General features: G+C 55.2%; 20 protein-coding genes. 6 read left to right on the forward strand and 14 right to left on the reverse strand.

Translation table 11 applies throughout. The annotated features are described in order from the left end of the window. Positions 1 to 40: 40 nt before the first annotated feature. The 7 genes from ACL2XO_RS18320 to ACL2XO_RS18350 all read right to left on the reverse strand — a co-directional run bounded on the left by ACL2XO_RS18320 (position 41) and on the right by ACL2XO_RS18350 (position 7115). A complete protein-coding gene (locus tag ACL2XO_RS18320; protein WP_413743088.1) occupies positions 41 to 961 on the reverse strand; it encodes an ABC transporter ATP-binding protein in 921 nt (306 codons plus the stop codon). A 17-nt stretch (positions 962 to 978) separates the two neighbouring features. After that, positions 979 to 1995: an ABC transporter ATP-binding protein gene (locus tag ACL2XO_RS18325; protein ID WP_413724993.1), complete on the reverse strand. Its 1017-nt coding sequence runs from the start codon at positions 1993 to 1995 to the stop codon at positions 979 to 981. Further along, a complete protein-coding gene (gene ddpC / locus ACL2XO_RS18330; RefSeq protein ID WP_413741229.1) occupies positions 1996 to 2883 on the reverse strand; it encodes a D,D-dipeptide ABC transporter permease in 888 nt (295 codons plus the stop codon). Then, positions 2880 to 3899 carry an ABC transporter permease gene (locus ACL2XO_RS18335; RefSeq protein WP_413724995.1) on the reverse strand — a complete coding sequence of 340 codons (1020 nt, stop codon included), beginning with the start codon at positions 3897 to 3899 and terminating at the stop codon, positions 2880 to 2882. Before ACL2XO_RS18335 ends, ddpC begins: the two co-directional genes overlap by 4 nt. Before the next feature lie 53 nt (positions 3900 to 3952). After that, positions 3953 to 5530 (reverse strand): ABC transporter substrate-binding protein, encoded by a 1578-nt coding sequence (locus ACL2XO_RS18340; protein WP_413724996.1) that lies wholly within the window; start codon positions 5528 to 5530, stop codon positions 3953 to 3955. A gap of 44 nt (positions 5531 to 5574) precedes the next feature. Further along, positions 5575 to 6147: a D-alanyl-D-alanine dipeptidase gene (gene ddpX / locus ACL2XO_RS18345; protein WP_413726975.1), complete on the reverse strand. Its 573-nt coding sequence runs from the start codon at positions 6145 to 6147 to the stop codon at positions 5575 to 5577. 86 nt (positions 6148 to 6233) lie between these two features. Next, the gene (locus ACL2XO_RS18350; protein WP_413724997.1) at positions 6234 to 7115 is read right to left on the reverse strand and encodes a MurR/RpiR family transcriptional regulator; all 882 of its coding nucleotides are present in this window, start codon (positions 7113 to 7115) and stop codon (positions 6234 to 6236) included. Positions 7116 to 7485: 370 nt separating this feature from the next. On the opposite strand from ACL2XO_RS18350, the gene ACL2XO_RS18355 reads away from it, so the two are divergent. Continuing rightward, positions 7486 to 8781, forward strand: coding sequence for an NCS2 family permease (locus tag ACL2XO_RS18355; RefSeq protein ID WP_132927580.1), 1296 nt, complete (start codon positions 7486 to 7488; stop codon positions 8779 to 8781). Positions 8782 to 9115: 334 nt separating this feature from the next. On the opposite strand, the gene ACL2XO_RS18360 is transcribed toward ACL2XO_RS18355, so the two are convergent. Further along, positions 9116 to 9754 carry a DNA-3-methyladenine glycosylase family protein gene (locus tag ACL2XO_RS18360; RefSeq protein ID WP_413741230.1) on the reverse strand — a complete coding sequence of 213 codons (639 nt, stop codon included), beginning with the start codon at positions 9752 to 9754 and terminating at the stop codon, positions 9116 to 9118. Between the two features lie 160 nt (positions 9755 to 9914). Here ACL2XO_RS18360 and ACL2XO_RS18365 point away from each other — a divergent pair, with 160 nt between their 5' ends. Beyond that, a complete protein-coding gene (locus ACL2XO_RS18365) occupies positions 9915 to 10865 on the forward strand; it encodes an L-lactate dehydrogenase (RefSeq protein WP_413741231.1) in 951 nt (316 codons plus the stop codon). A 1219-nt stretch (positions 10866 to 12084) separates the two neighbouring features. Here ACL2XO_RS18365 and ACL2XO_RS18370 read toward each other — a convergent pair. Further along, positions 12085 to 12465, reverse strand: coding sequence for a DUF496 family protein (locus ACL2XO_RS18370; RefSeq protein ID WP_243701544.1), 381 nt, complete (start codon positions 12463 to 12465; stop codon positions 12085 to 12087). 132 nt (positions 12466 to 12597) lie between these two features. Next, positions 12598 to 13677, reverse strand: a complete 1080-nt coding sequence (locus ACL2XO_RS18375) for an FUSC family protein (protein WP_413725000.1) — start codon at positions 13675 to 13677, stop codon at positions 12598 to 12600. Between the two features lie 262 nt (positions 13678 to 13939). On the opposite strand from ACL2XO_RS18375, the gene ACL2XO_RS18380 reads away from it, so the two are divergent. Next, positions 13940 to 15160 (forward strand): c-type cytochrome, encoded by a 1221-nt coding sequence (locus tag ACL2XO_RS18380; protein WP_413725001.1) that lies wholly within the window; start codon positions 13940 to 13942, stop codon positions 15158 to 15160. A 573-nt stretch (positions 15161 to 15733) separates the two neighbouring features. Here ACL2XO_RS18380 and ACL2XO_RS18385 read toward each other — a convergent pair. Both ACL2XO_RS18385 and ACL2XO_RS18390 read right to left on the reverse strand, forming a co-directional pair. After that, positions 15734 to 17794: a carbon starvation CstA family protein gene (locus ACL2XO_RS18385; protein WP_413725002.1), complete on the reverse strand. Its 2061-nt coding sequence runs from the start codon at positions 17792 to 17794 to the stop codon at positions 15734 to 15736. A gap of 311 nt (positions 17795 to 18105) precedes the next feature. Continuing rightward, the gene (locus ACL2XO_RS18390) at positions 18106 to 18369 is read right to left on the reverse strand and encodes a hypothetical protein (RefSeq protein ID WP_132927568.1); all 264 of its coding nucleotides are present in this window, start codon (positions 18367 to 18369) and stop codon (positions 18106 to 18108) included. Positions 18370 to 18910: 541 nt separating this feature from the next. Between ACL2XO_RS18390 and ACL2XO_RS18395 the strand changes: the two genes are divergently transcribed. The 3 genes from ACL2XO_RS18395 to sbcB all read left to right on the forward strand — a co-directional run bounded on the left by ACL2XO_RS18395 (position 18911) and on the right by sbcB (position 22693). Then, on the forward strand, positions 18911 to 20041 hold the full coding sequence (locus ACL2XO_RS18395; protein ID WP_413741232.1) for a hypothetical protein: 1131 nt from the start codon (positions 18911 to 18913) through the stop codon (positions 20039 to 20041). Positions 20042 to 20716: 675 nt separating this feature from the next. Then, positions 20717 to 21025, forward strand: a complete 309-nt coding sequence (locus ACL2XO_RS18400) for a hypothetical protein (protein WP_413725004.1) — start codon at positions 20717 to 20719, stop codon at positions 21023 to 21025. A 246-nt stretch (positions 21026 to 21271) separates the two neighbouring features. Next, the gene (gene sbcB, locus ACL2XO_RS18405) at positions 21272 to 22693 is read left to right on the forward strand and encodes an exodeoxyribonuclease I (RefSeq protein ID WP_413725005.1); all 1422 of its coding nucleotides are present in this window, start codon (positions 21272 to 21274) and stop codon (positions 22691 to 22693) included. Positions 22694 to 22705: 12 nt separating this feature from the next. Here the strand turns inward: sbcB and ACL2XO_RS18410 are convergent, their stop codons facing one another. Then, complete coding sequence (locus ACL2XO_RS18410) at positions 22706 to 24136, reverse strand: glutamine synthetase family protein (RefSeq protein ID WP_413741233.1); 1431 nt, start codon at positions 24134 to 24136, stop codon at positions 22706 to 22708. Positions 24137 to 24257: 121 nt separating this feature from the next. After that, positions 24258 to 25091 carry an SDR family oxidoreductase gene (locus ACL2XO_RS18415; protein ID WP_413741234.1) on the reverse strand — a complete coding sequence of 278 codons (834 nt, stop codon included), beginning with the start codon at positions 25089 to 25091 and terminating at the stop codon, positions 24258 to 24260. Between the last annotated feature and the right edge of the window lie 133 nt (positions 25092 to 25224).

Below are 25224 nucleotides of genomic sequence, written 5' to 3' on the forward strand. Positions count from 1 at the left end.
CGCTCTTGAAATAGTAGCAGAATTTTCCTTGAACGCCTCCTCAAACCCGGTGGCAGCGAACCTCAACGCCGGAGGCTTTGGCCTCCAACCGCTGCGGCATTTGGCAGCCGTCGCCGGCATAAGGGCAGCGATCGAAGAAAAAACAGCCCGGGGGGAGTTTGCGGTTGTCGGGCAACTCCCCAACCCCGCCGTCGGCCTCCTGAAGGGGACGATCCGCGTGAGGCACGGAATCCAACAGTAATCGGGTATAGGGATGTCGCGGATGGTTCAAAACCTCCTGGCTGTCGCCCAGCTCCACAATTTGCCCCAGATACATGACGGCGACCCGGTCGCTCATATACCTGACCACCGAAACATTATGCGAAATCAGTACATAGGTCAGTTGGCGACTGGCTTGCAACTCCACCAGCAGGTTAAGGATTTGCGCCTGCACCGACACATCCAGCGCCGAGGTGGGTTCATCCAGCACCACGATATCCGGTTCGGAAGAAAGCGCGCGGGCAATGGACAGCCGCTGGCGCTGTCCGCCGGAAAACTCATGGGGCAGCCGGTCCAGATAGCCCCCGCGGATACCCACCTGGTCCGCCAGGGCCTCCGCCAGCGCCCGCCGCTCGCGAACCGGATTATGATATTGCACATACACCGGTTCGGTAATGGTGCGCCACACCGGTAAACGCGGATCCAAAGAGGACTGGGGATCCTGGAAAACCATCTGCATTCCCGAACCAAACCATGACCCGGAGGAGCGGGCGCGAAAAATAGCGCCGGAGGAAGGCGCCAGCAATCCCATCATCAGTTGCGCCAGCGTGCTCTTGCCGCAGCCGGATTCGCCGACGATACCCAGCGTCTCGCCGCGCCGTACCGCCAGGTCCAGGCCGTTGAGGGCGTGGACGTAGCTTTTGGCCTTGCCGCGCCAGTCGGCGCCGACGGGAAAACGCACCCGCACATCACGCAGTTCCATTAACGTCTCGTTGTTCTTCACGGCATCTCTCCCAATCGCCGGTCTTGCGGATGCCAACAGGCGGCCTGCCGGCCGTCGGGGGTATGAAAGCTATCCGGGGCGGGCCGCTGCTGACACTGCTTGTCGCCATAACGGCAGCGATCGCGAAACGCACAGCCCGACGGCAACCGCGTCAAATCGGGTACCGTGCCCGGAATGGCCGGCAGCGGCGAGCGGGGGGCGACGCCTTCCGGCGTGGCGTTTATCAGGCCGCGGCTATAAGGATGCGCCGGCTGACGGATGACCTGCGCCGTCGGTCCGCTTTCGGCAACCGTGCCGGCATACATCACATACACCCGATCGCACAGCTGCGACACCACCGCCATATCATGTGTAATGAACAACACCGCCGTACCGCTGGCCCTTGCCTTACGCTGCAACAATAACAACACCTGCCGCTGGACGGTGACATCCAGCGCGGTGGTGGGCTCATCGGCGATAATCAGCCGGGGTTCACAGGAAAACGCCATGGCAATCAGCACCCGTTGCCGCATGCCGCCGGAAAGCTCGAAGGGATAGCGCTCCATGACGCCGGCGGCATCAGCAATATGCATCTCGCTGAGCAGCGCGATGGCCTTGCCTTTGGCCGCCGCCTTGGTCACCCGCTGGTGCAAACGGATCACTTCGCACATCTGACCGCCGATGCGCCGGGTAGGATTAAGAGCGGTCATCGGCTCCTGGAAAATCATTGACATCGTTGACCCGCGCAGGGTACGCATTTCGGGCTCGCCGGCCTGAAGTATATCCCGTCCCAACACCCTAATCCCGCCGCCGGCCACTTGAAAACTCCCCTTCGGCAGCAGACCCATCGCCATCATGGCGGTGACGGATTTACCCGAACCGGACTCCCCCACCAGACCGACGATTTCCCCGCGTCCCACTTGAAGCGTCACCCGGTTCAGCGCCTTGACCACACCGCCGTAAACCGGGAAATTCACTTCCAAATCGGTAATAGCCAGCACCGGATCGCCGGCGTTCGGCTCTGATTCGTTCATCTAACGCCCCCGCCCTTTGGGATCCAGCAAATCGCGCAGGCCGTCGCCGAACAGGTTGAATCCGGTGGCGGTAATCATGATGGCGCAGCCGGGAAACGCCGAATACCACCACTGGTCCAGCACATAGTTGCGGCCATTGGCCACCATGGCTCCCCACTCCGCGGTGGGCTGCTGCGCCCCCAGGCCGATAAAGCCCAGGGTGGCCGCCATCAGAATGGCGGTGCCGATATCCAGCGACGCCTGCACTACCAGCGGCGACAAAACATTGCGCAACACATGCCAACTGATGAGATGCCAGCGCGAAGCGCCGAAGGTCCGCGCCGCCTGCATATAAGGCAGATGCCGCAGCATCAGGGTCTGGCCCCTGGCCAGCCGCACATAAAAGGGTATCCGCACCACCGCAATCGCCAGCATGGCATTGGTCAGGCTCGGTCCCAGCGCCGCCGCCAGCGCCATGGTCAGCACCAGCGATGGGACCGACAGCATGACATCCATGCAGCGCATAATCAGCGCATCCGCCAGCCCGCCCACCATGCCGGAAAAACAGCCCAGCAGCGACCCCAGGGTACCGGCGATGAACACCACCGCCAATCCCGCCGCCACCGACTGCCGGCTGCCCGCCATCACGCGGCTGAACAAATCCCGGCCCACTTCGTCGGTGCCGAACCAGTGGGCGGCGGAAGGCGCCTGCAGGCGCAGGGCAAGTTGTATGGCATTAGGATCCTGCGGGGTCAGAACGGGGGCGAACAGCGTTACCGCCAGCATCACCGCCATGATAAAGCCGCCAAACAGGGTCAGCGGACTGCGGCGCACTATCCAGCCGACCCGGAGCAAGCGGGCAAACCGCGGTACCGCCGTCACCGGCGGCTGGATGATTTGCAAGCTCATGGCGCCGCCCTGCCCATGCGCGGGTCAATCCACAGATACAGTAAATCCACCACCAGGTTCACCAACACATAGGCAAAAGACACCACCACCGCAAATCCCATCACCGCCGGGAAATCCAGCGCCTGGATGGAATCCACCACGTAGGCGCCCATGCCGGGCCAGGCAAAAACCGTTTCGGTCAGCACCGCGCCATACAGCAGATCACCCAGCGCCAGACCCAGAATGGTCACCGACGGGATCAGCGCATTGGGTAACGCATGGCCGAGCACCACCCGCATGGCGGAAAGCCCGTTGGCCCGCGCGGTGCGGATATAGTCTTCCCCAAGCTGTTCAAGCATCGCCGAACGGATCTGGCGCGCCACAATCCCCAAATGGACGAACGCCAGGGTGAATGACGGCAAAATCAGGTGTTGCAGGCTGTTGGCCAATACCTCGCGATTACCGGTCAACAGCGCGTCGAGCACGTAAAAACCGGTGATATGCCGCGGCGGATCCAGCCAATCGTCCAGCCGTCCGCCTCCCGGCAGCCAGTTAAGCCGGCCATAAAACAGTATAATAACCCCAAGCCCCAGCCAGAACGCCGGAGTGGAAATGCCGCTGATGGCCAGCAGGCGTACCAGATGATCCAGCCAGCGGTTGGCGTACACCGCCGACAGCACCCCCAGCGGCACGCCGATAACGATAGCCAGGATCATGGCGGTTAAGGCCAGTTCCAGCGTGGCCGGGAAATAGGCCCGCAAATCCTCCCCCACCGGCCGGCCGGTCCGGATGGAGATGCCGAAATCACCATGCAGCAAATCACTGATATAATGGATGAATTGCCGATAAAGCGGCTGATCCAGACCCAGTTGATGGCGGATATGCCGCACTATTTCGTCGCTGCCGCGATCCCCGGCCAACAGCCGCGCCGGGTCGCCCGGAATCAAATGGGAAATGATAAAGGTAATGACGCAAACACCGATCATTACCACTACCAGCCCCCAGCAGCGCTGACGGATTATGCTCCAGAACGTCATATTTCCCCCTGTAGCGGGATGGTCGGGTATCCACAGGAAACCGGACGGCGGCCCTATTTTTTACGCATCTGCGCGACGTTGAATACCTGCTCCAGCATCGGGTTATACACAAATCCCGTCACATCGCTATTCATCGCCACCTGATAGTTTTTTTGAAACAGATAAACATAGGCCGCCTCGTCTATAACGATTTTCTCCGCGGCCCGGTAATCCGCGGTGCGCTGCGCCTGATCGGCCACCGATACCGCTTTTTTCAGCAGGTCATCCACCTGGGGATTACTGTAAAACGAACGGTTGCCCGGCAAGCCTTTTTTATCGGATTCAAACCAGTAGTTCATGAACATATAGGGATCGGCGAAATCCGGGCTCCAGTTGCCGATGGCAATATCGTAGTTACCCTGCCCCACCCTATCGCGCATGGTGGCGTTGGCCAGTTTTTCCAGTTTCACCTGGATACCGATTTGCGCCAGGCCGGCCTGCACCGACAGGGCAATGGCTTCCCAGTTGGGATCATTCACCGAATAAAGGAAATCCAGCGACTGCGGTTTATCCTTCACCCGGGCCAGCGCCGCTTTGGCTTTATCGATATCATGGCCGTACTGCATGGCGGCGGGATCATAGCCCCACAATCCTTCCGGAATCGGGCCGCGCATCTGTTTGCCGCCGCCCGCCAATATGCCCGAAACCATGCCCTGGTAATCCACCGCCCAGGAGATGGCCCGGCGCAGATCCACCTGATTAAGCGGCGGTTTGCCGTTGTTGAGATAGAGATAGGTCACCCGCAGCGACGGATACTCATTCACCGCCACTTTTTTTTCCTGTTTTAACGCCGTGAGCTGATCGATGGGCAAGGATTCGGCGATATCCACATCGCCGCGGGTCAATTGCAGGCGACGGGCGGAGCTCTCGCCGATAATTTTCACCGTGACCCGTTTAAAAGCCGGCGTGGGACCGTTGAAATAGCCGTTGGGCACCAGCACCAGTTGCTGGCCCTTTTGCCAGCGCTCCAGCTTATAAGGCCCGGAACCGGCGGTATTTCCCGCCAGCCACGCTTTACCGCCGTCCTCGGGGTGCAGCTTGGCGATAGCCGGATTCACAATGCCCGCCCCGTCGTTGGCCAGGGTATAGAGGAATGGCGCAAAGGGCGTTTTCAGCGTGAATCGCACCGTCTGCGGGTCCACCGCCTCAACCACCATATCTTTGGGAAAGGCTTCCGACGGGCCCTGGCCGATTTGCATCAGCCGTTCAAACGACCACTTCACCGCCGCGGCGTCTACCGCGCTGCCGTCGTCGAATTTCTGCCCGGGCTTCAAGGTAAAGGTCCATATCAACTGGTCGGCGCTCACCGTCCAGCGGGACGCCAAATCCCCCTCGATGTCGGTGGAGCCTTTACCGCCGGCGGTCTTGTACTGAATCAGTCGCTGATAGGCAGGATAGGTTACCGTCCAATCGTTATTATCGATGGTCACCGCCGGATCAAGATTTTGCGGATCCGCCGCCTTGGCGATAACCAGCATATCTTTCGGCACCGCGGCCTGAACCGCCGGCGACAGCGAGACGGTTAACGCGACGGCGGCGGCGGCGCAGGTTCGGCTCAATAGTGAACATGACTTGGCTACGGGGTTATGCATACAAGGGCTCCAGCAAGTTACTTAGGACGGTATCGGCGACGGAGTTACTTCGCGTTGCCGGGAGGATAACAGCCAAAACGATCGGTAAGCAGCGGATAACCGGCGGCGTTCGGCAGCTCAAAATGCCACCATTCACTACTGATGCCGCGAAAGCCCCCCGCCGCCATGATCGCGTTCAATAACAGGCGATGGCGCTGTGCCGTCACCGGCAGACCGGGAAAAAACGGATGGGAACGGGGGATCATCTCATCAAATCCGCTGCCCATATCCAGCACCCCGCCATCCCTGTCGCGCAAGGCGACGTCCACCGCGACGCCGCGGCTGTGATGGGAACCCTGCTTAACGTCCATCACATAGCGGGGGTCAGGGCAGGCTTCCCATAAATACTGTTGCGCCAGACGCGGTCGATAGGCGTCATACAGAATCAGTGTCAGGCCGGCCATGGCGGCCACTTCTACGCTGCGGGCCAAGGCACGGGCCGCTTCGGGATGCAGCAGACAGCGCGGTTGCCGGTAAATCGCCCGGCCGGTGATATTGTCGGCGCCGGCGTATTTCAGATCTATTTCCAATGCCGGCAGGCTATGGGAAATATCAATAAGTTCGATTTCTTCACTCATCATTTATTCTCGTGTCTTTGCCATGCCGGGCTTGGACTGTCCATGCCCCAGCGGCCCCGGCGCATTTTTGCCGGTCCCCCGCTTCGTTAAGGCTCAAACTGGCCCAATTCTCGCTGCAACCACCGGTTGGCCGCCAAACGCCGCTCCATATCGTCTCCCAAATGTTCCACCACCACCGACAGCATTAAATTAAACAGGCAGCTGAACGGCGACAGCGCATCCCAAAAATGGCCGGTATCGGTTTTCAACTGCAATAAATCCGCCGGATAATCCCGCGCCCAGGGGCAAAAAAGATCGGTTATCAAAGCCAGCCTCAGCCCGCGCTCGCTGGCAACCCGACAATATTTCCGCGCCATCACCGAATAGGCGCGGGTATCGGTCACCACCAGATAAGGATGGGTGAATCCGGAATTCAGCGATTCCACATAGGTGCCGGACAACCCGTCGGCAAACCATACATTTGGACGGAGATATTCCAAATGGCTGAAAAATGCATTGGCGATACCCCGCGTCGATTGTATGCCGACCACAAATACCGCATCGGCCTCGGCCAATTGCCGGCAGACGGTATCGAAGGTCTCGGTTTGCGCCAGTTGATAAGCATGTTGAATTGCATCCAGTTCCAATCCCAGGGACTGCTGCAGCTTTTGCCGCCGCGGCTGTTCGCTGCGCTGCCGGTAGGCGTCCAGACGGTCGGTAACGCCCCAGGTCTGGTAAAGAGCCCCGCTCTCCTGCCGCAACTCCCGTTTGAAATCGTCCAGATTGCGATAGCCGATGCGCCGCAGATAACGGCCGACGGTAATACCGCTGGTATCGGCGCTACGGGCAATACTGTCAGCGGTTTCAAAAGGGATCTGTGTCAGATTGGCCAGCAGCCAGCTGGCAATCCGTTTACCCGAGGGCGTTTGATGGATAAAGGAAGCCTCAATGCGGGCGACGATATCTGAGTGGGCTTGGGATACAGTCATGTTAGTTAATTAACACATTAAGGTTAAATGTTATGAGGATAACATGCAGAATTTATGCCAGGCCGCGACTACGGCAGTGATTTAGACATGATATGAGAATAAACGTCATCACCGGCAATATCTTGAGACCATTGCCAGCGCAAAACCGCCGCGCCGGCGCACCGATTTGGTGCCGTTGCACCAACACCTTCGGTAAATGGCACCCTCTAGGTGCCCTTATCGGGATAAAGGCATTCACTTTTTACGCGCTCAGTTCGTTGTTTCCTTATATAATGCGCCTGCTTCAGTGTTTGCCGCCGCCGGATAAAAGGCGGAATGATGGCATAGCTATTGCTTAGGCTGTGCAGACAACTTCAATGAGATAACTCCCATGTTAGAAAGAATTTTCAAATTAAAGGTTCATCGTACTAACGTTCGAACCGAAATTTTGGCAGGGCTGACCACATTTTTGGCGATGGCATATATTCTGTTTGTAAACCCCTCTATCCTGAGCGCTACCGGTATGGATAAAGGCTCGGTGTTCGTGGCGACCTGCCTGGCCGCCGCTATCGGTTCGGCATTGATGGGCTTTATAGCCAACTATCCCATCGCCCTGGCTCCCGGCATGGGGCTCAACGCCTTCTTCACCTATACCGTGGTATTGCATATGGGCCATACCTGGCAGGTGGCTCTGGGGGCGGTATTCCTGTCGGCATTGATCTTTTTTGCCTTGTCCATTTTCAAAATCCGCGAATGGATTATCAGAAGTATTCCGTTACCGCTGAGATCGGGCATTGCCGCCGGCATCGGCCTGTTCCTGGCCATTATCGCTCTGGAAAGCTCAGGGATCGTCGTCGCCAATCCCGCCACCCTGGTGGGCCTGGGTGATTTGACCAAAGGCGGCCCGCTGCTGGCCATGCTTGGTTTTATCATTATCGTGGTGCTTGAAGCGCGCCGGGTGCCTGGCGCGGTGCTGATAGGCATCCTGGCCATTACGTTTATTTCCATCGCCGTGGGCCTAAGCCCTTGGGGCGGCGTACTCTCCATGCCGCCCTCCATTGCGCCGACCTTCCTGCACCTGGATATTCGCGGGGCGTTTGATGTGTCCATGATAAGTGTCGTGTTCGCCTTCCTGTTCGTGGATGTGTTCGATAACTCCGGCACCTTGATTGGCGTCACCAAGCGCGCCGGACTGGCGGACGAAGACGGCAACATTCCCAAAATGGGCAAAGCATTGGTGGCGGATAGCGCCGCGGCCCTGTTCGGTTCGCTGCTGGGCACCTCCACCACCACCAGTTACATCGAATCCGCCGCGGGAGTCAGCGCCGGTGGCCGTACCGGCCTCACCGCCATCGTGGTGGGTATACTCTTCCTGCTGAGCCTGTTTTTCGCCCCGCTGGCCGGCAGCGTCCCGGCCTTCGCCACTGCCCCGGCGTTACTGTTTATCGCCGTGCTGATGACCTCCGGCCTGGCGGAAATCGACTGGCGTGACATTACCGTGGCCGCGCCGGTCACCGTAACCGCCCTGACCATGCCGCTGACCTACTCCATCGCCAACGGCATCGCCTTTGGTTTCATCACCTGGACGGTAGTGAAACTCCTGAGCGGCCGTTACCGCGATCTGAACGCCGCGCTGGTGATTCTGTCGCTGCTGTTTGTGATCAAGCTGGGCTGGCTCAGCGCCTAAGCGGCAGGCCGGGCTCGCCTCAGCAAATCTTATGTTGATGCGAGCGCGTGTTAAAGGGAGACCGTGCTGATGGGGTCGAATCGGGCATGGTTTTCCTGCCCGACCGAGCGCCCCACAGCGCGGTAGGCCCGCGATCGCCGATCGCGCAGCGAGCGTGTTAAAGGGAGACCGTGCTGATGGGGTCGAATCGGGCGTGGTTTTACCGCCCGACCGAGCGCCCCACAGCGCGGTAGGCCCGCGATCGCCGATCGCGCAGCGAGCGTGTTAAAGGGAGACCGTGCTGATGGGGTCGAATCGGGCATGGTTTTTCCGCCAGCACCGGACGTGACAGAGCCTATTTGCCGGATTTTACGATGGGCTGCAGGCTGTATTCCGGGGCCGAATAGGCCCACAGATAAAGAGACGCGGTAGAGCCATAAGGAGAATAACGCCGGCGATAGCGCTCAAAACGCTCTCGCGGCAGTTCCCTATGCCGGTAAAGATTCATCATCCCCCGCCGAATGGCCAAATCCCCCCAGCTCAAAATATCCGGCCGCCCCATTGAAGACATCATCAACATCTCCGCCGTCCAAATGCCGATGCCCGGCAGACGCGATAACGCCGCAATCACCTCCCCGTCCGTATATCCGCCGATGGCCGCCAAATCCAGCTCACCGCTCATGACCGCCGTAGCCGCCCCCTTAATATATAATGCCTTTCTCATCGACATACCGCAGGATTGAATCTGCTGCGCCGTCAATTGCTCCATGGCCGCCGGGGTTATGGCGCCCGCCAGCGCCCTCAGGCGTCCGTTCACCGTGACAGCGGCCTTAGTGGATATTTGCTGATCGACAATATTGCGAACCAGGGCGGCAAACAGATCCGGCATCATCGGCCGGATGATGATGCCGAAACGCTCAATGGCCTGCGCCATGCGCTTATCTCTTTTCGCCAGCCAATTCAATTCTTTCGCACCATATTCAAATATTGCCATGAATCTCACTCTCTGTTTCGATCCCCAAAACACACTCTACCGCCTCAAGAATAGCATTTTGTTCGTTAGGCAATAATTTATAAAAATGCTATAAATGAAGGCTTACCATGCCCTTATCCGTACTACGGACTTCATTTTCCTATTCATAGAGGCAGGCAGTATGAAACCACGTAAAGTGATGATCATCGGCGCGGGCAATGTAGGATCCTCCGCCGCCTATGCGCTGCTGAACCAGCAGATTTGCCAAGAGCTTATCCTGGTGGACCTGAACCAATCCCTGGTGGAAGGCCATCGCCAGGATCTCGCCGATGCGGCGGCTTATATGCCCGGCCGGATCATCATCAGCGCCCGGCCGGTGACGGACTGCGCCGATGTGGATATCGCGGTGATTACCGTTTCCGGCGGCGGCCTCAAACCCGGCCAGACCAGGCTGGACGAGCTGGACGGCACCGCCCGCATCGTAGGTAATATCGTACCGGAGATGATGCAAAACGGCTTTAAGGGCATATTCCTGGTGGCCACCAACCCCTGCGACATTATCACCTATCAGGTATGGAAGCTCTCCGGCCTGCCCCGCCACCAGGTGCTGGGCACCGGCGTATGGCTGGATACCACCCGCTTGCGGCGCATCCTGGCTGAGCAGTTGGATATCGCGGCCCAAAGCGTCGATGCTTTTATTCTCGGCGAACACGGCGAAACGCAATTCCCGGTCTGGTCGCACTCGTCGGTGTACGGCATGACGCTTAATGAATACAGCCGCTGGAAAACCGGGCAGGAACTGGACTTTGCGGCGTTGGGCGAGCGCACACGCCGGCTTGGCTTTGAAATCTATTCACAAAAGGGCTGTACCGAATACGGCGTGGCCGGCACCATTACCGAAATTTGCCGTAACCTGTTCACCAGCAGCCATCGGGCGCTGACCGTCTCCTGCGTCCTGGATGGGGAGTATGGCAAGGAGGGATTAGCCATCGGCGTTCCGGCGGTATTAACCCAGCGGGGCATCGAACAGATTATCGAGCTGGATTTCAACGAACTGGAGCAGCGGCAGTTTGATGATTCGGCGGCCGCTATAAAAACCAATATCCAGCGACTGGCGGTGCTTCACCATTAACGGTCTAACGTTAACGCAATAGGATTTTCCGGTCTGCCGGCCGGGAAAAACCCTTTAGGTGATTGCAAATAAAGAATGCGAACGCTCAATAGACAATGCGATGTCCCATTAAAAAAACAGCATAAACGACATTACGTCAAATTATATATTATGCGAAACCATAAAGACGTTAATATTTATTTACGGCGTTATTATTCAAGTCAATCCGCCCCGGATCAGGCCGTTTGACTGAAATAACCTGTTTTATTTTAATTTAAGCAAGCGCCTTACCATGCGTTTTAATCTTTTCTTGAAATCATCATACTTGACGAAGCGGTAAGTACCGTGATTGCCTTTGGTTTGCCATTGGCAAAGGACATCACTATTGTTGGCGCTGACATAATTCGGCAATAATACCCCCCGCCGCAGGTTGCATGGGCAGTGCGCCGGGTGAGCCTTTCGCACGCAGACCGGGATCGAACAGAACAGACTGGCCCGCTGGGGGACCGGCGACAATATCGGATAATAATGCATCGGTAACGGAGATTGAATCATTGGCATCGGCAGTCTGGGTGGGTCCAATGATTGGATTAAAATCATTATCATTGATAATAATAGAACTGATCGCAATATTACATTAAGCTGATTTTTTCTGCTGGTCATGAAATAACTTACCTGCGTTTCACTGATGCCATTGTCGGTTTCCCATCTGGCGGAACAACGCTTTGCCGGCGGGAAAATTTTCTGCCATCCTCTGTCGATAATTAGATAACATTCTATAAATTTTATTAAATATAATGCTAGTAATATTCTTAAACCCGGTTAAATCATTCCCATCAACGATGGCATGGTGTTAATATACAAATAACCCTACAAGTCTACAATATTATTCAGATAAGAGTGGGTGTGCAATAATGGAATGGCGAAATTCATTATCATTTATAACCAAAGTGCATCCATAACATCATTTTTTCCCCTCCATTTGATTCTTTATTCATCAGTAAGGGAATATTATTTCCTCATGAACTAATGAATCTATTTAAATAGAATATTCACGAACGGCAGGCAAATGCAAACCGTTAAATTCCGCCAGGGCAGAAAAGAGAAAAAATCCGGGAAAACAGGCAGGACCGGATGGCCGGATAGTTTCCGGCCCTCGGTGTGTCTTGCACTAAGGCTTGCGCGGGCGCCGCCGCCGGCATACTCACCGGCGAAATCGGCATGGCCCCGTTGAATTGACTCAGGCTGTGGGCGTTCCGGTGGGGGTGCCTGTCGTGGCGCCGCTTGGCGTATTGGCGGATACCAGCGCTTTCACTTCGCCGATGGATTTCAGTTTTTTCGACAGTTCGCGACGTTCTTTCGACAGCTCGGCGTTTTTGATGATGTAATCATCCACGCGGTCTTCATAATCGCTGCGCATGCTGGCAATGATCGCCAAGACTTCGTCGATGGACATGCCCGGCTTGATATAGTCACTGAGGTTGTCCAGCAACAAGACCCGTTTTTGGTTGTCACGGATTTTTTTCTCGTTATCGGCGATTTCGCGCTGCAATTTGTTTTTGCGGCGAAACATGCGCACAAACTCCAGCACATCCTGGAAAGAGGGCTTGATATGATCCATTTCGATTTCCTTGCTTAAGTCATAGGTTGAATAGGTTGCGATGACAAATTCATAGCCGCTACCCTACAGAGTAGCAGCTATCCTGTGCAATGGCTTAACCCATTTTACCCGTTTTCGCCCGCGAACCCTACTTCAATCTTCCTGCACAGGCAAAGGCTTACGCAGCGCCAGGCAAAGCAGCTGCGCCATTTGCTCAAGCTGTCCGGTAAGCTTCAGGCTCAGCCAGACATAGCCGAAAATCGGCGCTTCAATCTGCTCGCGGCGGCTGGCCAGCTCCATTAGCTGCCTGAGTTCAGCGGCAATGGTTTCCAGCTCGCCGCTGTTGGCGACGATAGGCGCGGGATTACCCTGGCGCAAGGCCTCGGCCAGGGTCAGCAGGGTACGCAGCGTCACCATCTGGGTGCTGCGCAGGGTGGTGGCGTTCAGCAGGATAAAATGGCTCTCCCGCGAGGCCCACCAGGCATCGATTTGCAATTCCAGCACGCAGACGATGTTACGGCTGAGATTCTGTATCCGGTCGAATATCTCCTTGGAGATGGCGGTCTCCTTGGCGGCCGGCGCCGCCAGCGTGCTCATTTTCACCACGTCGTTGAGCAACTTTTTCAACCGCCCCTCCAGGCGCGGACGCTCGATAATATTCGGCGAGACGTAGGCGGCATAAAGCTTGCTCAGGGCGGTGAGGTTAAAGCTCATTTGCATGCGCCAATGAATGAACGCCCGCTGCGGATAGATACTGGTAAACAACAGTGCCAGCAGCGAGCCGATGATCACATCGCCGCTGCGCCACAGGGCGGTTTGCATATCGCCGGCCCCGGCGCCGCAGACCACCGCCAGGGTAATGCCGATGAGCAGCGCCATATAGGGCCGCTTGCCCAGGGTCAAATAGCCGCAGACGAACATCACCAGCCCGCACCAGACCAGCATTACCGGCAGGGAATAGAGCTCCAGCCGCAAGGCTATCAGCCCCGAGGCGGCGCCAAAAATGGTGCCGATAATGCGCTGCCCGGCGCGCTGCAGCACATTCCCCCAAAATGAAATCGGTCCCATGACCACCACCAGGGTAATCAGCGGCCAGGTTCCTTCCGGAATATCCAGCAAGCGGATGATCATAAACGTGAGAACAAACGCCAGTCCGATGCGCAATCCATGGGCGATACGGTAATTCTGGTAAATGGTATTTTCGAGGGAGGAAATCTTTCTGTCCAAACGCACGGGCTATCGACCTGGGATGACTAAGCTGAAAAATTATTTTAAAGAAATTAAACGGCTTTCACATCATTAATTCTTCTTATCTGTATCGGAATGTAACCATCGTAACGTGACTATTTTGTTATCAACATATTTATTCATTGCAACATAGTTGCTTTATTTATAATTTAACCACAACAACTCTGGCAGTTTTGTCGTGAAATCGAAAACGCATAATGCCTACACGCATCATTACAATAAAAAACGCCCCGGAGATGATCACCCCATGAAAACACTCATGTGTTTATACGCCGGATTGCTGACGCTGGTGGTGGGTGCAGGTACGGCGCTAGCGCAGCCGGAGTTCAATCAGGTGGAACGGGGACGGTACCTGGCGGTGGTGGGAGATTGCAGCGCCTGTCATACCGCGGATCCGGCCAAACCCTTCGCCGGCGGTTTTCGCATCGACACGCCGTTCGGGGCCCTGCTGGGGGCCAATATTACGCCGGATGTGGTGACAGGCCTCGGCACCTGGACCTTTGGCGACTTCCAGCGCGCCATGTCGGAGGGTATCGGCCACCGCGGCAAGCGGCTCTACGGCGCCATGCCGTTCACCGCCTATACCAAAATGACTCAGCAGGACGACCGGGATTTATGGGCCTATTTGCAAACCCTGCAGCCCATCGCCAATAATGTGCATACCAATCAGTTGCCGTTCCCCTTTAATATCCGCACCAGCCTGCTGGTCTGGAACTGGCTGAATTTCAATAAGGGCGAATTCAAACCCGACCCGGTGCAATCCGCCCTTTGGAATCGCGGCGCTTACCTGGTGGAGGGCCCCGGCCACTGCGGCACCTGCCATACGCCGAAAAATACTCTCGGCGGCGACAAAAACAGCCAATTCCTGCGGGGAAATAATCTCGGCGTCTGGTGGGCGCCGGATATCACCAATAACAATCACACCGGTATCGGCCAGTGGACAAACGACGATCTGGTCAATTATTTACGCACCGGCGTCAATCGCTTCGGCATCGCCTCCGGCCCGATGGCGGAAGAAATTGAAAACTCCTCCCGGCATTGGCACGATGCGGATCTCAAGGCGGTGGCGGTTTATCTGAAAAGCGTCAACAGCCTGCAGCCATCGCCCCTGGCGCTCGGCGCTAACGACAGCCGCATGGTGGCGGGAAAGGCGATATATTCCGACAATTGTTCCGCCTGCCACAACGACTCCGGCACCGGAGAACCGGGGACTTTTCCTCGCCTGGCGGGTAATCCGCTAATCCGCGCCACCAATCCTACTTCCCTGGCTCACATGGTGCTGACGGGCGGCCGCGCCGGTTCCACCGACAGCCGCCCCACCGCGCCGGCAATGCCCAGCTTCGCCAGGGACCTCAACGACCAGCAGGTGGCCGATGTCCTGACCTATATTCGCAATAGCTGGGGCAATGCCGCGCAGCCGGTGAAAGCCGCCGAGGTTGCGCGTCTGCGCAAAAACTTGCAGCCATGACCACGGCAGTACAGGGCAACGGTATGCAGCCCTGTACGCCATTTTCACGATTTGCCGCGACGGGTGCTGCCTATTATCTTATTACCATAAGGTAGGCTATCAAAGTATTTCTCCCGCTATACCCCTCATACTTCAAGTTGCAGGTGTGCTGGCTTTCCCGCTACGCGAATTATTTAGGCTATGACGCCGTTTTTTCCAAGGCGCCAAATTAAGTTATCTAGCACAGTATATTCAAATCACCTTTAATTTATACTTTACTTAAATTCATTCAACTTTACCGAGGGGAAGCTGTTTCGCGGCTATTATTTAGGTTATGCTGCCCGGATAATTTTTCCCATCGCATTATTTTTAGTTATTCATAAAAATAGTTAACTTATTATTTAACCTTGTTCAATTATATACCTGCATATGATAAATATTTCAAGATCCCTGGCCTGGAAACTGGTCTTTTTATTATCTTCTCTCTTCTGGCTGGCAGTAATCGGCCTCATTACCTGGCTTTAACGCCGCTTATATCCGCGGCTTGAAGTATGACGGGTATATGCCCCACGCCCGCGGCGCGGGGCATATTGCCTATTTCAACGAAGGCTGCGCCTGATAAGGAATTTCCCGATCGCTGCGTTTATCAAGGCGGTAAGCCAAATACGCCGCACGGATACCAAACAGGAAAATACTGATCATCACAAAGATAAAGACGGCGGTCAATCCGGCGTTGAGCTGATTATTAAATACCAGCCGGTTCATTTCCACCATGGTTTTAGCCGGGCCGATAATCTGGTTTTGATCGATGCCTGCCTGGTATTTATTGGCCAGGGCCAGAAAACCCACCCTGGGGTCGGCGGAAAAAATCTTTATCAAGCCCGCGGAGGTGGTGCACACCAGCAAAAACGCCATCGGCACCCCCGCCACCCAGGCATACATCTGTCGTTTCATCTTGAACAGCACCACAAAACACAGCGTCAGCGCCATGGCCGCCAGCATCTGGTTGGCGATGCCGAATAGCGGCCACAGCGTGTTGATGCCTCCCAACGGGTCAACCACCCCTTGATATAGAAAATAGCCCCAGGCGGCCACGCAGAGCGCGGTGGCGATAACATTGGCCGCCAGGGATTCGGTGCGCCGTAAAGAGGGTACCGCGACGCCCAGCAAATCCTGCAGCATAAACCGCCCGGCGCGGGTGCCGGCGTCCACCGCCGTCAGGATAAACAGCGCTTCAAACAGGATCGCGAAATGATACCAGAAGGCCATGCTGATAAAACTGACCGCCTGGCTGAGGATATGGGCCATACCCACCGCCAGCGTCGGCGCGCCGCCGGCGCGGGAGACGATGCTGTTCTCCCCTACCGATTGCGCATACTGAGTGAGCATGGCCGGCGTCACTTCAAACCCCCAGCCGCTGACGGTGGCGGCTGCTGCTTCCACCGTGGAGCCTCCCAGCGCGGCGGCGGGACTGTTCATGGCGAAATACACACCCGGATCGATAACCGAGGCGGCCACCAGCGCCATGATCGCCACAAAGGACTCCATCAGCATGCCGCCGTAGCCGATAAAGGCCGCCTGGCTTTCGTTTTCCAGCATTTTGGGCGTGGTGCCGGAGGCAATCAGCGCATGGAAACCGGACACCGCGCCGCAGGCGATGGTAATAAACAAAAAAGGAAACAGCGAACCCGACCATACCGGCCCGGTACCGTCCACAAAACGGGTCATGGCCGGCATTTCCAGCGTTGGGGCAATAAAGACGATACCGATGGCCAGGCCGATAATGGTGCCCACTTTCAGAAAGGTGGACAAATAATCCCGCGGCGCCAGCAGCAGCCAGACCGGCAGGATAGAAGCCACGCCGCCGTATATCACCAAGACCCAGGTCAGCTGTTTGCCGTCAAGGGTAAAAAACGGCGCCAGGGCCGGACTGCGGGCCACATCGCCGCCAAAAATAATGCCGGCCATCAACAGAACAAAACCGATAAGGGACACCTCACCGATTTTACCCGGCCGGATAAAGCGCAGATAAATCCCCATAAACAGGGCCAGCGGAATGGTAAAGGCCACGGTGAAGGCCCCCCAGGGACTGTTCGTCAGCGCCTTCACCACAATCAGCGCCAGCACCGCCAGGATGATAATCATGATCATAAAGGTGCCGAATAAGGCGATGACCCCCGGCACGGCGCCCAATTCCTGCTTGATCAGATCGCCAAGGGAACGGCCATCCCGCCGCAGCGAAACAAACAGCACCATGAAATCCTGTACCGCGCCGGCCAGCACCACCCCCGCCAGAATCCAGATCATGCCCGGCAGATATCCCATTTGCGCCGCCAGCACCGGCCCCACCAAAGGTCCGGCGCCGGCAATGGCGGCGAAATGATGACCGAACAGCACATATTTATTGGTAGGCACAAAATCCAGTCCGTCATTATGCCGGAAGGCCGGCGTCATGCGCGTCGGATCAAGTTGCAACACGCGGCGGGCGATGAAACGGCTGTAATAGCGATAGGCAATTAAATACACCGACACCGCCACCACTAAAATCCACAGCGCATTAATTTTCTCGCCGTTATGCAACGCGATAATACCTAACCCAAAGGCACCGGCAATTGCGACTAAAACCCAGACAAGATGGGAAGCGATGTTTCGCATAGACTCCTCCATGTTGATTATTAGCTTTCTAAATTAAGACGACGTCTGATGAGGACCCAACCGTTGTATTCCCCATCCTCATAACATTGCCTAAACAATATTGACAGCCGCTTTATTCATATTTGTGATCCACTAAGAAAGCTTTGATAATCTCTTACTGATAATCCGGGGTAGACTATAATGGCGGTTCCGTTAGGGAAGGTCTTTGCAATAACATCTTACAGCCAGCTTTACTCCAAAGAGAGCCCGAGCCGGCAGAGCAGGTTAAATTGAGACAGCGATCACGCATTGCTCAGGAATAAGGGCGGCATTCACCCCGCAGTTACCCATTTCAGCAGTATCAGCGAAAAAATCGCCGGAATGCCGAACACCAATAATAGCATCGGCAATTCCTCCAACAGCGAATAACCGCCTTGGGTCACTCCGCCCCATAAATTAAGCAGCGATACCACCAGCCAAACCACGATAAAAACCTTGACCGCCGCCAACAGCGTGACGGCGGCGATAAAATGCGCCACCAGCACAAACACGCCAAGCAGAAGCAGACCGCCGGAAACCACTAACACTGTATGCATGGGATAAGTCCCGCAGAAAATGATCGATAACCTATCATGCATAACATAATGAAACCTTGCCGTCATCTCTAAATGGCTAACTTTACAACGGGCCGCATCAGGCGGCAGGGCACGAAGGGCATAACACCGCGATCCCAAAGCAATGGAGGTTTTTATGATGACAAGCCGCCATTCGTGCCACCCAAGTGTGTAGAAATGTTGATAGCGAATTCTTCCTGGAATTCTTCCTGGAGTAAGTAGTGAGATAGCTCGTAAATCATTAATTGCTCCATTATCGAATAAGCGGTGGCTATTATTCCCTCTCGAAAACAATTACTCTTGATGTAAAAATGCACTTTAATAATTATTTCCATAAATCCATTTTTTCCGTTTATGCACCATCAGGGTTTTATTTATATAAAGTTAAGAAACACCTTATTTACTTAGCATTGCCAGCCATGAGATTATACGTTTCAGCCAATGATTTTCTCGACAAAATTGGTTTTGTTACAGTCAGTTTATCCACAATTCTCTATTTATCATGGAAAAGGATCTTCACAACATGAATAATAATACAATCAGCTTAACAGAAACCTCCTCCTATCAGCACAATAATGAGCCGGTAAATCATGAAACCCAAAGCCCGCTAGCTTCAATGGCTAATGCCGCAAATATCGTACTTGAAGGACCAGGCTCAACGGCAGGGCAACCGTTTGATTCTCCTTCGGCCGCCCTTAATCTTCACCAGGCAGGGTCGCCTGGCAGTAGCCATCAAGACACCGACGGTCAAACGGTCCTCATTGACGAAGAGTCCCGAAAGTTGGAAAACAAGGCCAGACAATGCGTGCTGGAAGCAATCAAAGCACAAAAAACGCAGCAGCAGCTTATCGCTCAGGCAGCTTTCCGGGCACGGGAAAAACGCGCATCGAGGCACCTGACCGGTGAAACGCCGAAACCGGCTCAAAGGCTCAGCTTTATATCGGTGGACCAACGTGGCGACGCCTTGCTGCCGGGAGACGTTAAAGCTCCCGGTCTTTCAGATGAACAGAGCGCCTTTGCAAGCTCTGACGCCACACTCCGCACGCAAGCCCATGATGACGGTCAGGAGGATCGCGCTGCCTCTCATGTCACCCTGCGAAAACAAAAGCCGGTTCCCCGGCCACGTTTATCAATTCCGGCGCCACTGCCATCGAGACTCTCCCCGCAGCCACAGCGACTCCATAAAATTTCGCGGAGTTCATTGCCAAAATCTGTAAGCTTGAAAACGGAATCTGAATTGGACAAAACGTCGCTAACGACTCACCAGCCCCCATCATTTCAGTCAACCTTTTCACAGAGAGTTATGCCGGAAAATCTCGAAGAGTTGAAAAAGGCTTTTATCTCCACACTCGGCATGAGAGAAAAGGAAGTTAAAGATTTTAATGACTTAAGAATTAACTATAAAGATAATTTAGATTTACTATTGCAAGAAAAGCATGATGCCTTGAGAAAAATGATTGAAATTCTGAAAAGAGGGAAAATTTATAAAAATGAATCCGTCATACTAAATTCCCTGATACGCATTCGTCTTGCTGCTAAAGATCTGAGCGGATTTTACGAAGCCATTGCGAACGATGCTGAAGTCCTTATGGCGTTTGACGGTTGGCCCGAATCTATAGATAAAGACCCTATGTGGTTACAGCTTTTCAAATAGATATGATTTCCAAAAAAAACAGGTCTATTGCATAATTTGAGATACGAAGATTTGTTTTCTAAATACTGCGCTGAAACAGTAACCCAGCGCCATGTTATAGACCAGGACTCTCCTGGGCTGACACACATATTTGATTTCAATGGGCAGCCTTTATGACGTGCCCGCATCGGGTTTACAATACCAATTGTCTAGCCTGGCATCCCTTAGGGGGTCCAGGCCACTTCCTGGCCGGTCATGCGCTAACAGTGCCAAAATCAACCAAACAGCCGACCTGGGGGAATGCCAATATGGCAGACGGCATAAGAATCTTTGGGTTATTTGCACGCAAAACTTGACCGCTGTTCTTGCTGAAATTTTCGAAAGCAGATTAAATGTTTTTATTCAGTTGGTTAGACCAAATAAGCGGCACAATTTTTTTAATAGCGGCTTTATTTCATATGTGCTGATTTCACTAAAAAATAAATTTCATAAGTTCATTTCACTTATGAAATTTGGGTTAAAGTCAAATTTCACCCATACTTCACATAAATATTATTGAATATCTGCTGACTAACACGCAAACTGATGCCGTTATATTTTTTAACAGAAACCAAATCTTTAAAAATATAATAACCATTTCAACTTGAAACTGTGTTAACGGTTTCCATTGGAACAACTATCCTCAGGAATAAAAAATTGAACAGATCGACTTATATAATCCCATTGGCTATTATTATTCTCTCGTCTGCAGGCTGTTCATATTTAAGCGGAACCCCAGGTAGCAATCCTTCCAGCACTTCACCAAGGATTGTTACGGCCAGCGGACAAAAGCAGCTCTGGAATGATGCGGGTTTATTTGGCGCCGTACCTCAAAACTTGCAGGAGCAAGGTGATAACACCTGCGCCCGGGATGGCAATGGGAAAGCCATTGGCTATCACCCGCATCCAAAAAAATACGATGGTTCCTATTATCCCGGCCCGGGATACCTATGCTCAATGATGTAGAAAGCAACTTTAGCCATGAGAGTAATAACTCATGCAAGCTTTGCACATAATCAATAATCTTATAAAAGGCCGTCAGGCCTTTTATTTCAGACCGCAGGCAAACATACTCGGAATCATTAAGCTCAAAAGGCCCCCTTGCCCTTACCCGATCCCTTTCCACCAAGCCCACTAGAATCAAATATTTCGGTAAGGCCGGCATATGGTTTACCATGTATCGGACATAGCTTTGGAGAGCGATGAGATACCATGGCGGACACAAAAAGACAGCCGACCTTTCTGGTGCATGATTACGAGACCTTCGGCAAGCATCCGGCGCTGGACCGCCCGGCCCAGTTTGCCGGCATCCGGGCCGATTCGGAATTTGCCCCGCTGGGGGAGCCGCAGGTCTTTTACTGCCGTCCGGCGGACGATTACCTGCCCGACCCGGAAGCGGTGCTGATCACCGGCATTACGCCTCAACAGGCCGCCCGCGAGGGAGTGAACGAGGCGGAGTTCGCCCGGCGTATCCATGCTATGTTCAGCGTGCCGGATACCTGCATCCTCGGTTACAACAACATCCGCTTCGATGACGAAGTGACGCGCAATATTTTTTACCGCAACTTCTATGATCCCTATGCCTACAGCTGGCAGCAGGGCAATTCCCGCTGGGATCTGCTGGATGTAATGCGCGCCTGTTATGCCCTGCGTCCGGAGGGCATCAACTGGCCGCAAAACGATGACGGCTTGCCCAGTTTTCGTTTGGAACATCTGACGCGGGCCAACGGCGTGGAACATACCCATGCCCATGACGCCATGGCGGATGTCCATGCCACCCTGGCCATGGCCAGGCTGGCCCGCCAGGCGCAGCCTAAGCTGTTCGATTATCTCTACCGTCACCGCGGCAAGCAGTCCCTGAAGGCGTTGATTGACATCGCCGCCATGAAACCCCTGGTGCATGTATCGGGCATGTTCGGCGCCGGACGCGGCAATACCGCCTGGATAGCGCCGCTGGCCTGGCACCCGGATAACCAGAACGCATTGATTGTCTGCGATCTGGCCGGCGACATGTCGGTTTTGCTGGACCTGGATGCGGACCGGCTGCGGACCCTGCTCTATACCCGCCGGGATCAACTGGGGGAGCAATCGCCGGTGCCCATCAAGCTGGTGCATATCAACAAGTGCCCGGTGCTGGCCCCCGCCAATACCCTGCGGCCGGAGGACGCACAGCGGCTGGGTATCGACAGGCAGCGCTGCCTGGATAACCTGCTCATTTTACGCCAGCATGCCGAAGTGCGGGAAAAGGTTTTAGCGATATTTAGCGAGGCGGAACCTTTTGTCCCTTCGCAGGATGTGGATGCCCAGTTGTATAACGGCTTTTTCAGCGACGCCGACCGGACGGCGATGGGGATTATCCTGGAAACCGATCCGGTCAATCTGCCGGCGCTGGATATCAGCTTTGTCGACGGCCGGCTGGAAGAGCTGCTATTTCGCTATCGGGCGCGAAATTTTCCCCATACCCTGGATGACGGCGAACAGCAGCGCTGGCTGGCCTATCGCAAGAATGTGTTCAGTGCGGAAAAATTACAAACCTACGTCGCGACCCTGGAACGGCTTTATGCGGAACACCAGGACAATGAAAACCACCTTCGGCTGTTAAAGGCGCTGTTTGACTATCTGCAGCAGCTTTAAGTTACAGCAGCTTCAAGCGTTTTTCAGCATCCAGCCGATTTCGGTCTGCGTCACCATACGTTCGAAATGCCGCAGCTCCGCCTGTTTGCAGGTATGGAAAACATGGCAAAAATGCTCGCCCAATCGATGCGTTAACGCCTGATTGCCGGCAAAAAGCCGCAGTGCCTCGCATTGCCGGATGGGCAGCGTCGCCCCCTGCAGCTCCTCGCCGTTGCCGGTGACCTCCTGTGGCAGCGGCAACGGATGCTCCAAACCATGGGCTATGCCGGCCAGCGCCGCGGCCAGGGCCAGGTAGGGATTGGCATCAGCCCCCGGAACCCGGTATTCCACCCGGTGATTGGCACTGTCGCTACAGGGAATGCGCAGCGCCACGGTCCGGTTGTTATAGCCCCAGTTGGCCTGGGTCGGCACATACATGCCCGGCTGGAAACGCCGGAAGGCATTGACATTCGGCGCCAATACCGCCATGGAAGCCGGCAGCAAATCCAGCATTCCGGCCAGGATGCGGCGCATCAGCGGGGAATTCCGGCCGGCGGCGTCGGACAGCAGATTTTTGCCTAGGCCGTCCTGCAGGCTGATATGCAAATGCATACCGCTGCCGGCGAAGTCCTCGTAAGGCTTCGCCATAAAGGTGGCGTTCATGCCGTGATTTTCCGCCACCAGCCGCACCAGCCGTTTGAGCTGCAGGGCGTGATCGCAGGCCTTCAATAGATTATCCCCATGCAGCAGATTGATTTCGAACTGGCCGGGGGAAGATTCGGCTACCGCGCCGTTGAGAGGCAATTTCTGTAAACCGGCCAAGCGGTGGATATCGTCCAGCACGGCGGCGAAGTTATCCAGATTTTCCAATGAATAGATTTGGGGCTGGGTATGGCGTTCATGGGTGCCAGGCGCACAGGGCGGCTGCAGCATGCCGGAGGAATCCCGGTCCTGATCCACCAGGTAAAACTCCATTTCCACCGCCACCACCGGGAAAATATCCTGCTGCTTTAGGACATGCCAAACCTGATTCAACACGTTGCGCGGTTCAACAGCAAACGGCGACCCGTCCTCATCCAGCATGGTCAGCATAAGCTGGGCAATATGGAAGGGATCGGCGGCGGAAGGCATTAATGTACCGGCCACCGGCATGCACAGATGATCCGGCTCGCCTTTTTCCTGTCCGAGTCCCGCTTCCTCCACCGTATGGCCGTAGAGGTTGATGGCAAAAACCGATGAGGGGAAATAACAGCCGTTTTCAATTTTCGCCAGGCTGGCGACGGGAAGACGTTTACCGCGGAAAAAACCATTCAGATCGGTGAGAAGAATATCGACATGCTGCGTATGGGGATAGCGTTCCAGGTAAGCATGGACTTCCCGCTGGAACGCGCTGGTTCGACTCTCATCGTATCGCGCTGCACGGCGAACGGCCGTACAAGGCTCGGCTTCCTTGAGATTATGCATAGACCACCCGCATGAATATGCTGCTGATGAGATTATGGCTGACGCCAAATCCGAGAGCGCACACTACGCCCGCTATAAAAAACATAGCGGCAATCGCCGGTATTGGCAAATACGTCCCCGGCTAGGATAACCGGATCGGCATCAGCGCGGGATCCGGATACTGATATTCAAAGCCCAGCTCACGGCAGATACGGTTACCGTCGACGATTTTACCGGTTTCCTTGTCGTCGCCGGGCAAAAATTCCGGCGGCTTGGTGCCCAATTCACGCGCCCGCGCCGGATAGTAGTCCCGTTTCGCCGGATGCCCCGGGGCGCAGATATTATACAAATGTCCGCCCTTGGGCAGTTTAAGCAACAATTCGATAGCGCTTATCACATCGGATTGATGCACCAGATTCACCCCATGGGAACCGCCGGGTAAATGGGTTTTGCCCGCCAAAAACCGGCCGGGATGGCGGCTCGGCCCCACCAGCCCCGCCAGGCGCAGGATATCCACCGAGGTATTGGGCAGGCGATGCAGCCACTGCTCCAGTTCCCTCAGGCAAATCGCCGTGGGGGTCACCGGCTCCAGCGGGCTGTTCTCCCGCAGGGTGCCGACGGTATCGCCGTATACCGACGTGGAGCTGGTAAAAATAATCCGCGGCACGCCGAAGGACAGCGCGCTGTCCACCACCTGCCGGACCGCCAGGAAATAGTCCTCCGGCCGCTGCGCGGTATGGCCCGCCGGCAGGGTCACGATAAGCGCGTCAACCTGGAGCAGAGCGGCCATATCATCCGGCTCGGCCTGGATCTCCGGCGTCAGCAGCAGCGGATAACACTCCACGCCGCACATCCGGGCCGCATCAACCCCGTCCGGGGTGGTTTTCGTTCCGGTGACGCCATAGCCTTTGGCCAGTAATGACAGGGCCAGGGGCATTCCCAGCCACCCTAAACCCACAATCGCAATTTTTTTCATAATCCCTCATCCGCAAGGCTCCGTTCTCACAGGATCGGTAGCCTCGCTGCTAAACGTCAAGCCAATCGGCAAAAAAAAGTTGCACTCGGCGGCAAATATCGTTAGGTTAACTATAAATGTAATACACCGTTTC

The organism is Sodalis sp. RH15 (genome assembly GCF_047324255.1).
Lineage (GTDB): Bacteria > Pseudomonadota > Gammaproteobacteria > Enterobacterales > Enterobacteriaceae > Acerihabitans > Acerihabitans ligni.

Coding starts and splice junctions, on each gene's coding strand:
- ACL2XO_RS18320 (WP_413743088.1), bottom strand. CDS start 961: ATGGAACTGCGTGATGTGCGGGTGCGTTTTCCCGTCGGCGCCGACTGG.
- ACL2XO_RS18325 (WP_413724993.1), bottom strand. CDS start 1,995: ATGAACGAATCAGAGCCGAACGCCGGCGATCCGGTGCTGGCTATTACC.
- ddpC (WP_413741229.1), bottom strand. CDS start 2,883: ATGAGCTTGCAAATCATCCAGCCGCCGGTGACGGCGGTACCGCGGTTT.
- ACL2XO_RS18335 (WP_413724995.1), bottom strand. CDS start 3,899: ATGACGTTCTGGAGCATAATCCGTCAGCGCTGCTGGGGGCTGGTAGTG.
- ACL2XO_RS18340 (WP_413724996.1), bottom strand. CDS start 5,530: ATGCATAACCCCGTAGCCAAGTCATGTTCACTATTGAGCCGAACCTGC.
- ddpX (WP_413726975.1), bottom strand. CDS start 6,147: ATGAGTGAAGAAATCGAACTTATTGATATTTCCCATAGCCTGCCGGCA.
- ACL2XO_RS18350 (WP_413724997.1), bottom strand. CDS start 7,115: ATGACTGTATCCCAAGCCCACTCAGATATCGTCGCCCGCATTGAGGCT.
- ACL2XO_RS18355 (WP_132927580.1), top strand. CDS start 7,486: ATGTTAGAAAGAATTTTCAAATTAAAGGTTCATCGTACTAACGTTCGA.
- ACL2XO_RS18360 (WP_413741230.1), bottom strand. CDS start 9,754: ATGGCAATATTTGAATATGGTGCGAAAGAATTGAATTGGCTGGCGAAA.
- ACL2XO_RS18365 (WP_413741231.1), top strand. CDS start 9,915: ATGAAACCACGTAAAGTGATGATCATCGGCGCGGGCAATGTAGGATCC.
- ACL2XO_RS18370 (WP_243701544.1), bottom strand. CDS start 12,465: ATGGATCATATCAAGCCCTCTTTCCAGGATGTGCTGGAGTTTGTGCGC.
- ACL2XO_RS18380 (WP_413725001.1), top strand. CDS start 13,940: ATGAAAACACTCATGTGTTTATACGCCGGATTGCTGACGCTGGTGGTG.
- ACL2XO_RS18385 (WP_413725002.1), bottom strand. CDS start 17,794: ATGCGAAACATCGCTTCCCATCTTGTCTGGGTTTTAGTCGCAATTGCC.
- ACL2XO_RS18390 (WP_132927568.1), bottom strand. CDS start 18,369: ATGCATACAGTGTTAGTGGTTTCCGGCGGTCTGCTTCTGCTTGGCGTG.
- ACL2XO_RS18395 (WP_413741232.1), top strand. CDS start 18,911: ATGAATAATAATACAATCAGCTTAACAGAAACCTCCTCCTATCAGCAC.
- sbcB (WP_413725005.1), top strand. CDS start 21,272: ATGGCGGACACAAAAAGACAGCCGACCTTTCTGGTGCATGATTACGAG.
- ACL2XO_RS18410 (WP_413741233.1), bottom strand. CDS start 24,136: ATGCATAATCTCAAGGAAGCCGAGCCTTGTACGGCCGTTCGCCGTGCA.
- ACL2XO_RS18415 (WP_413741234.1), bottom strand. CDS start 25,091: ATGAAAAAAATTGCGATTGTGGGTTTAGGGTGGCTGGGAATGCCCCTG.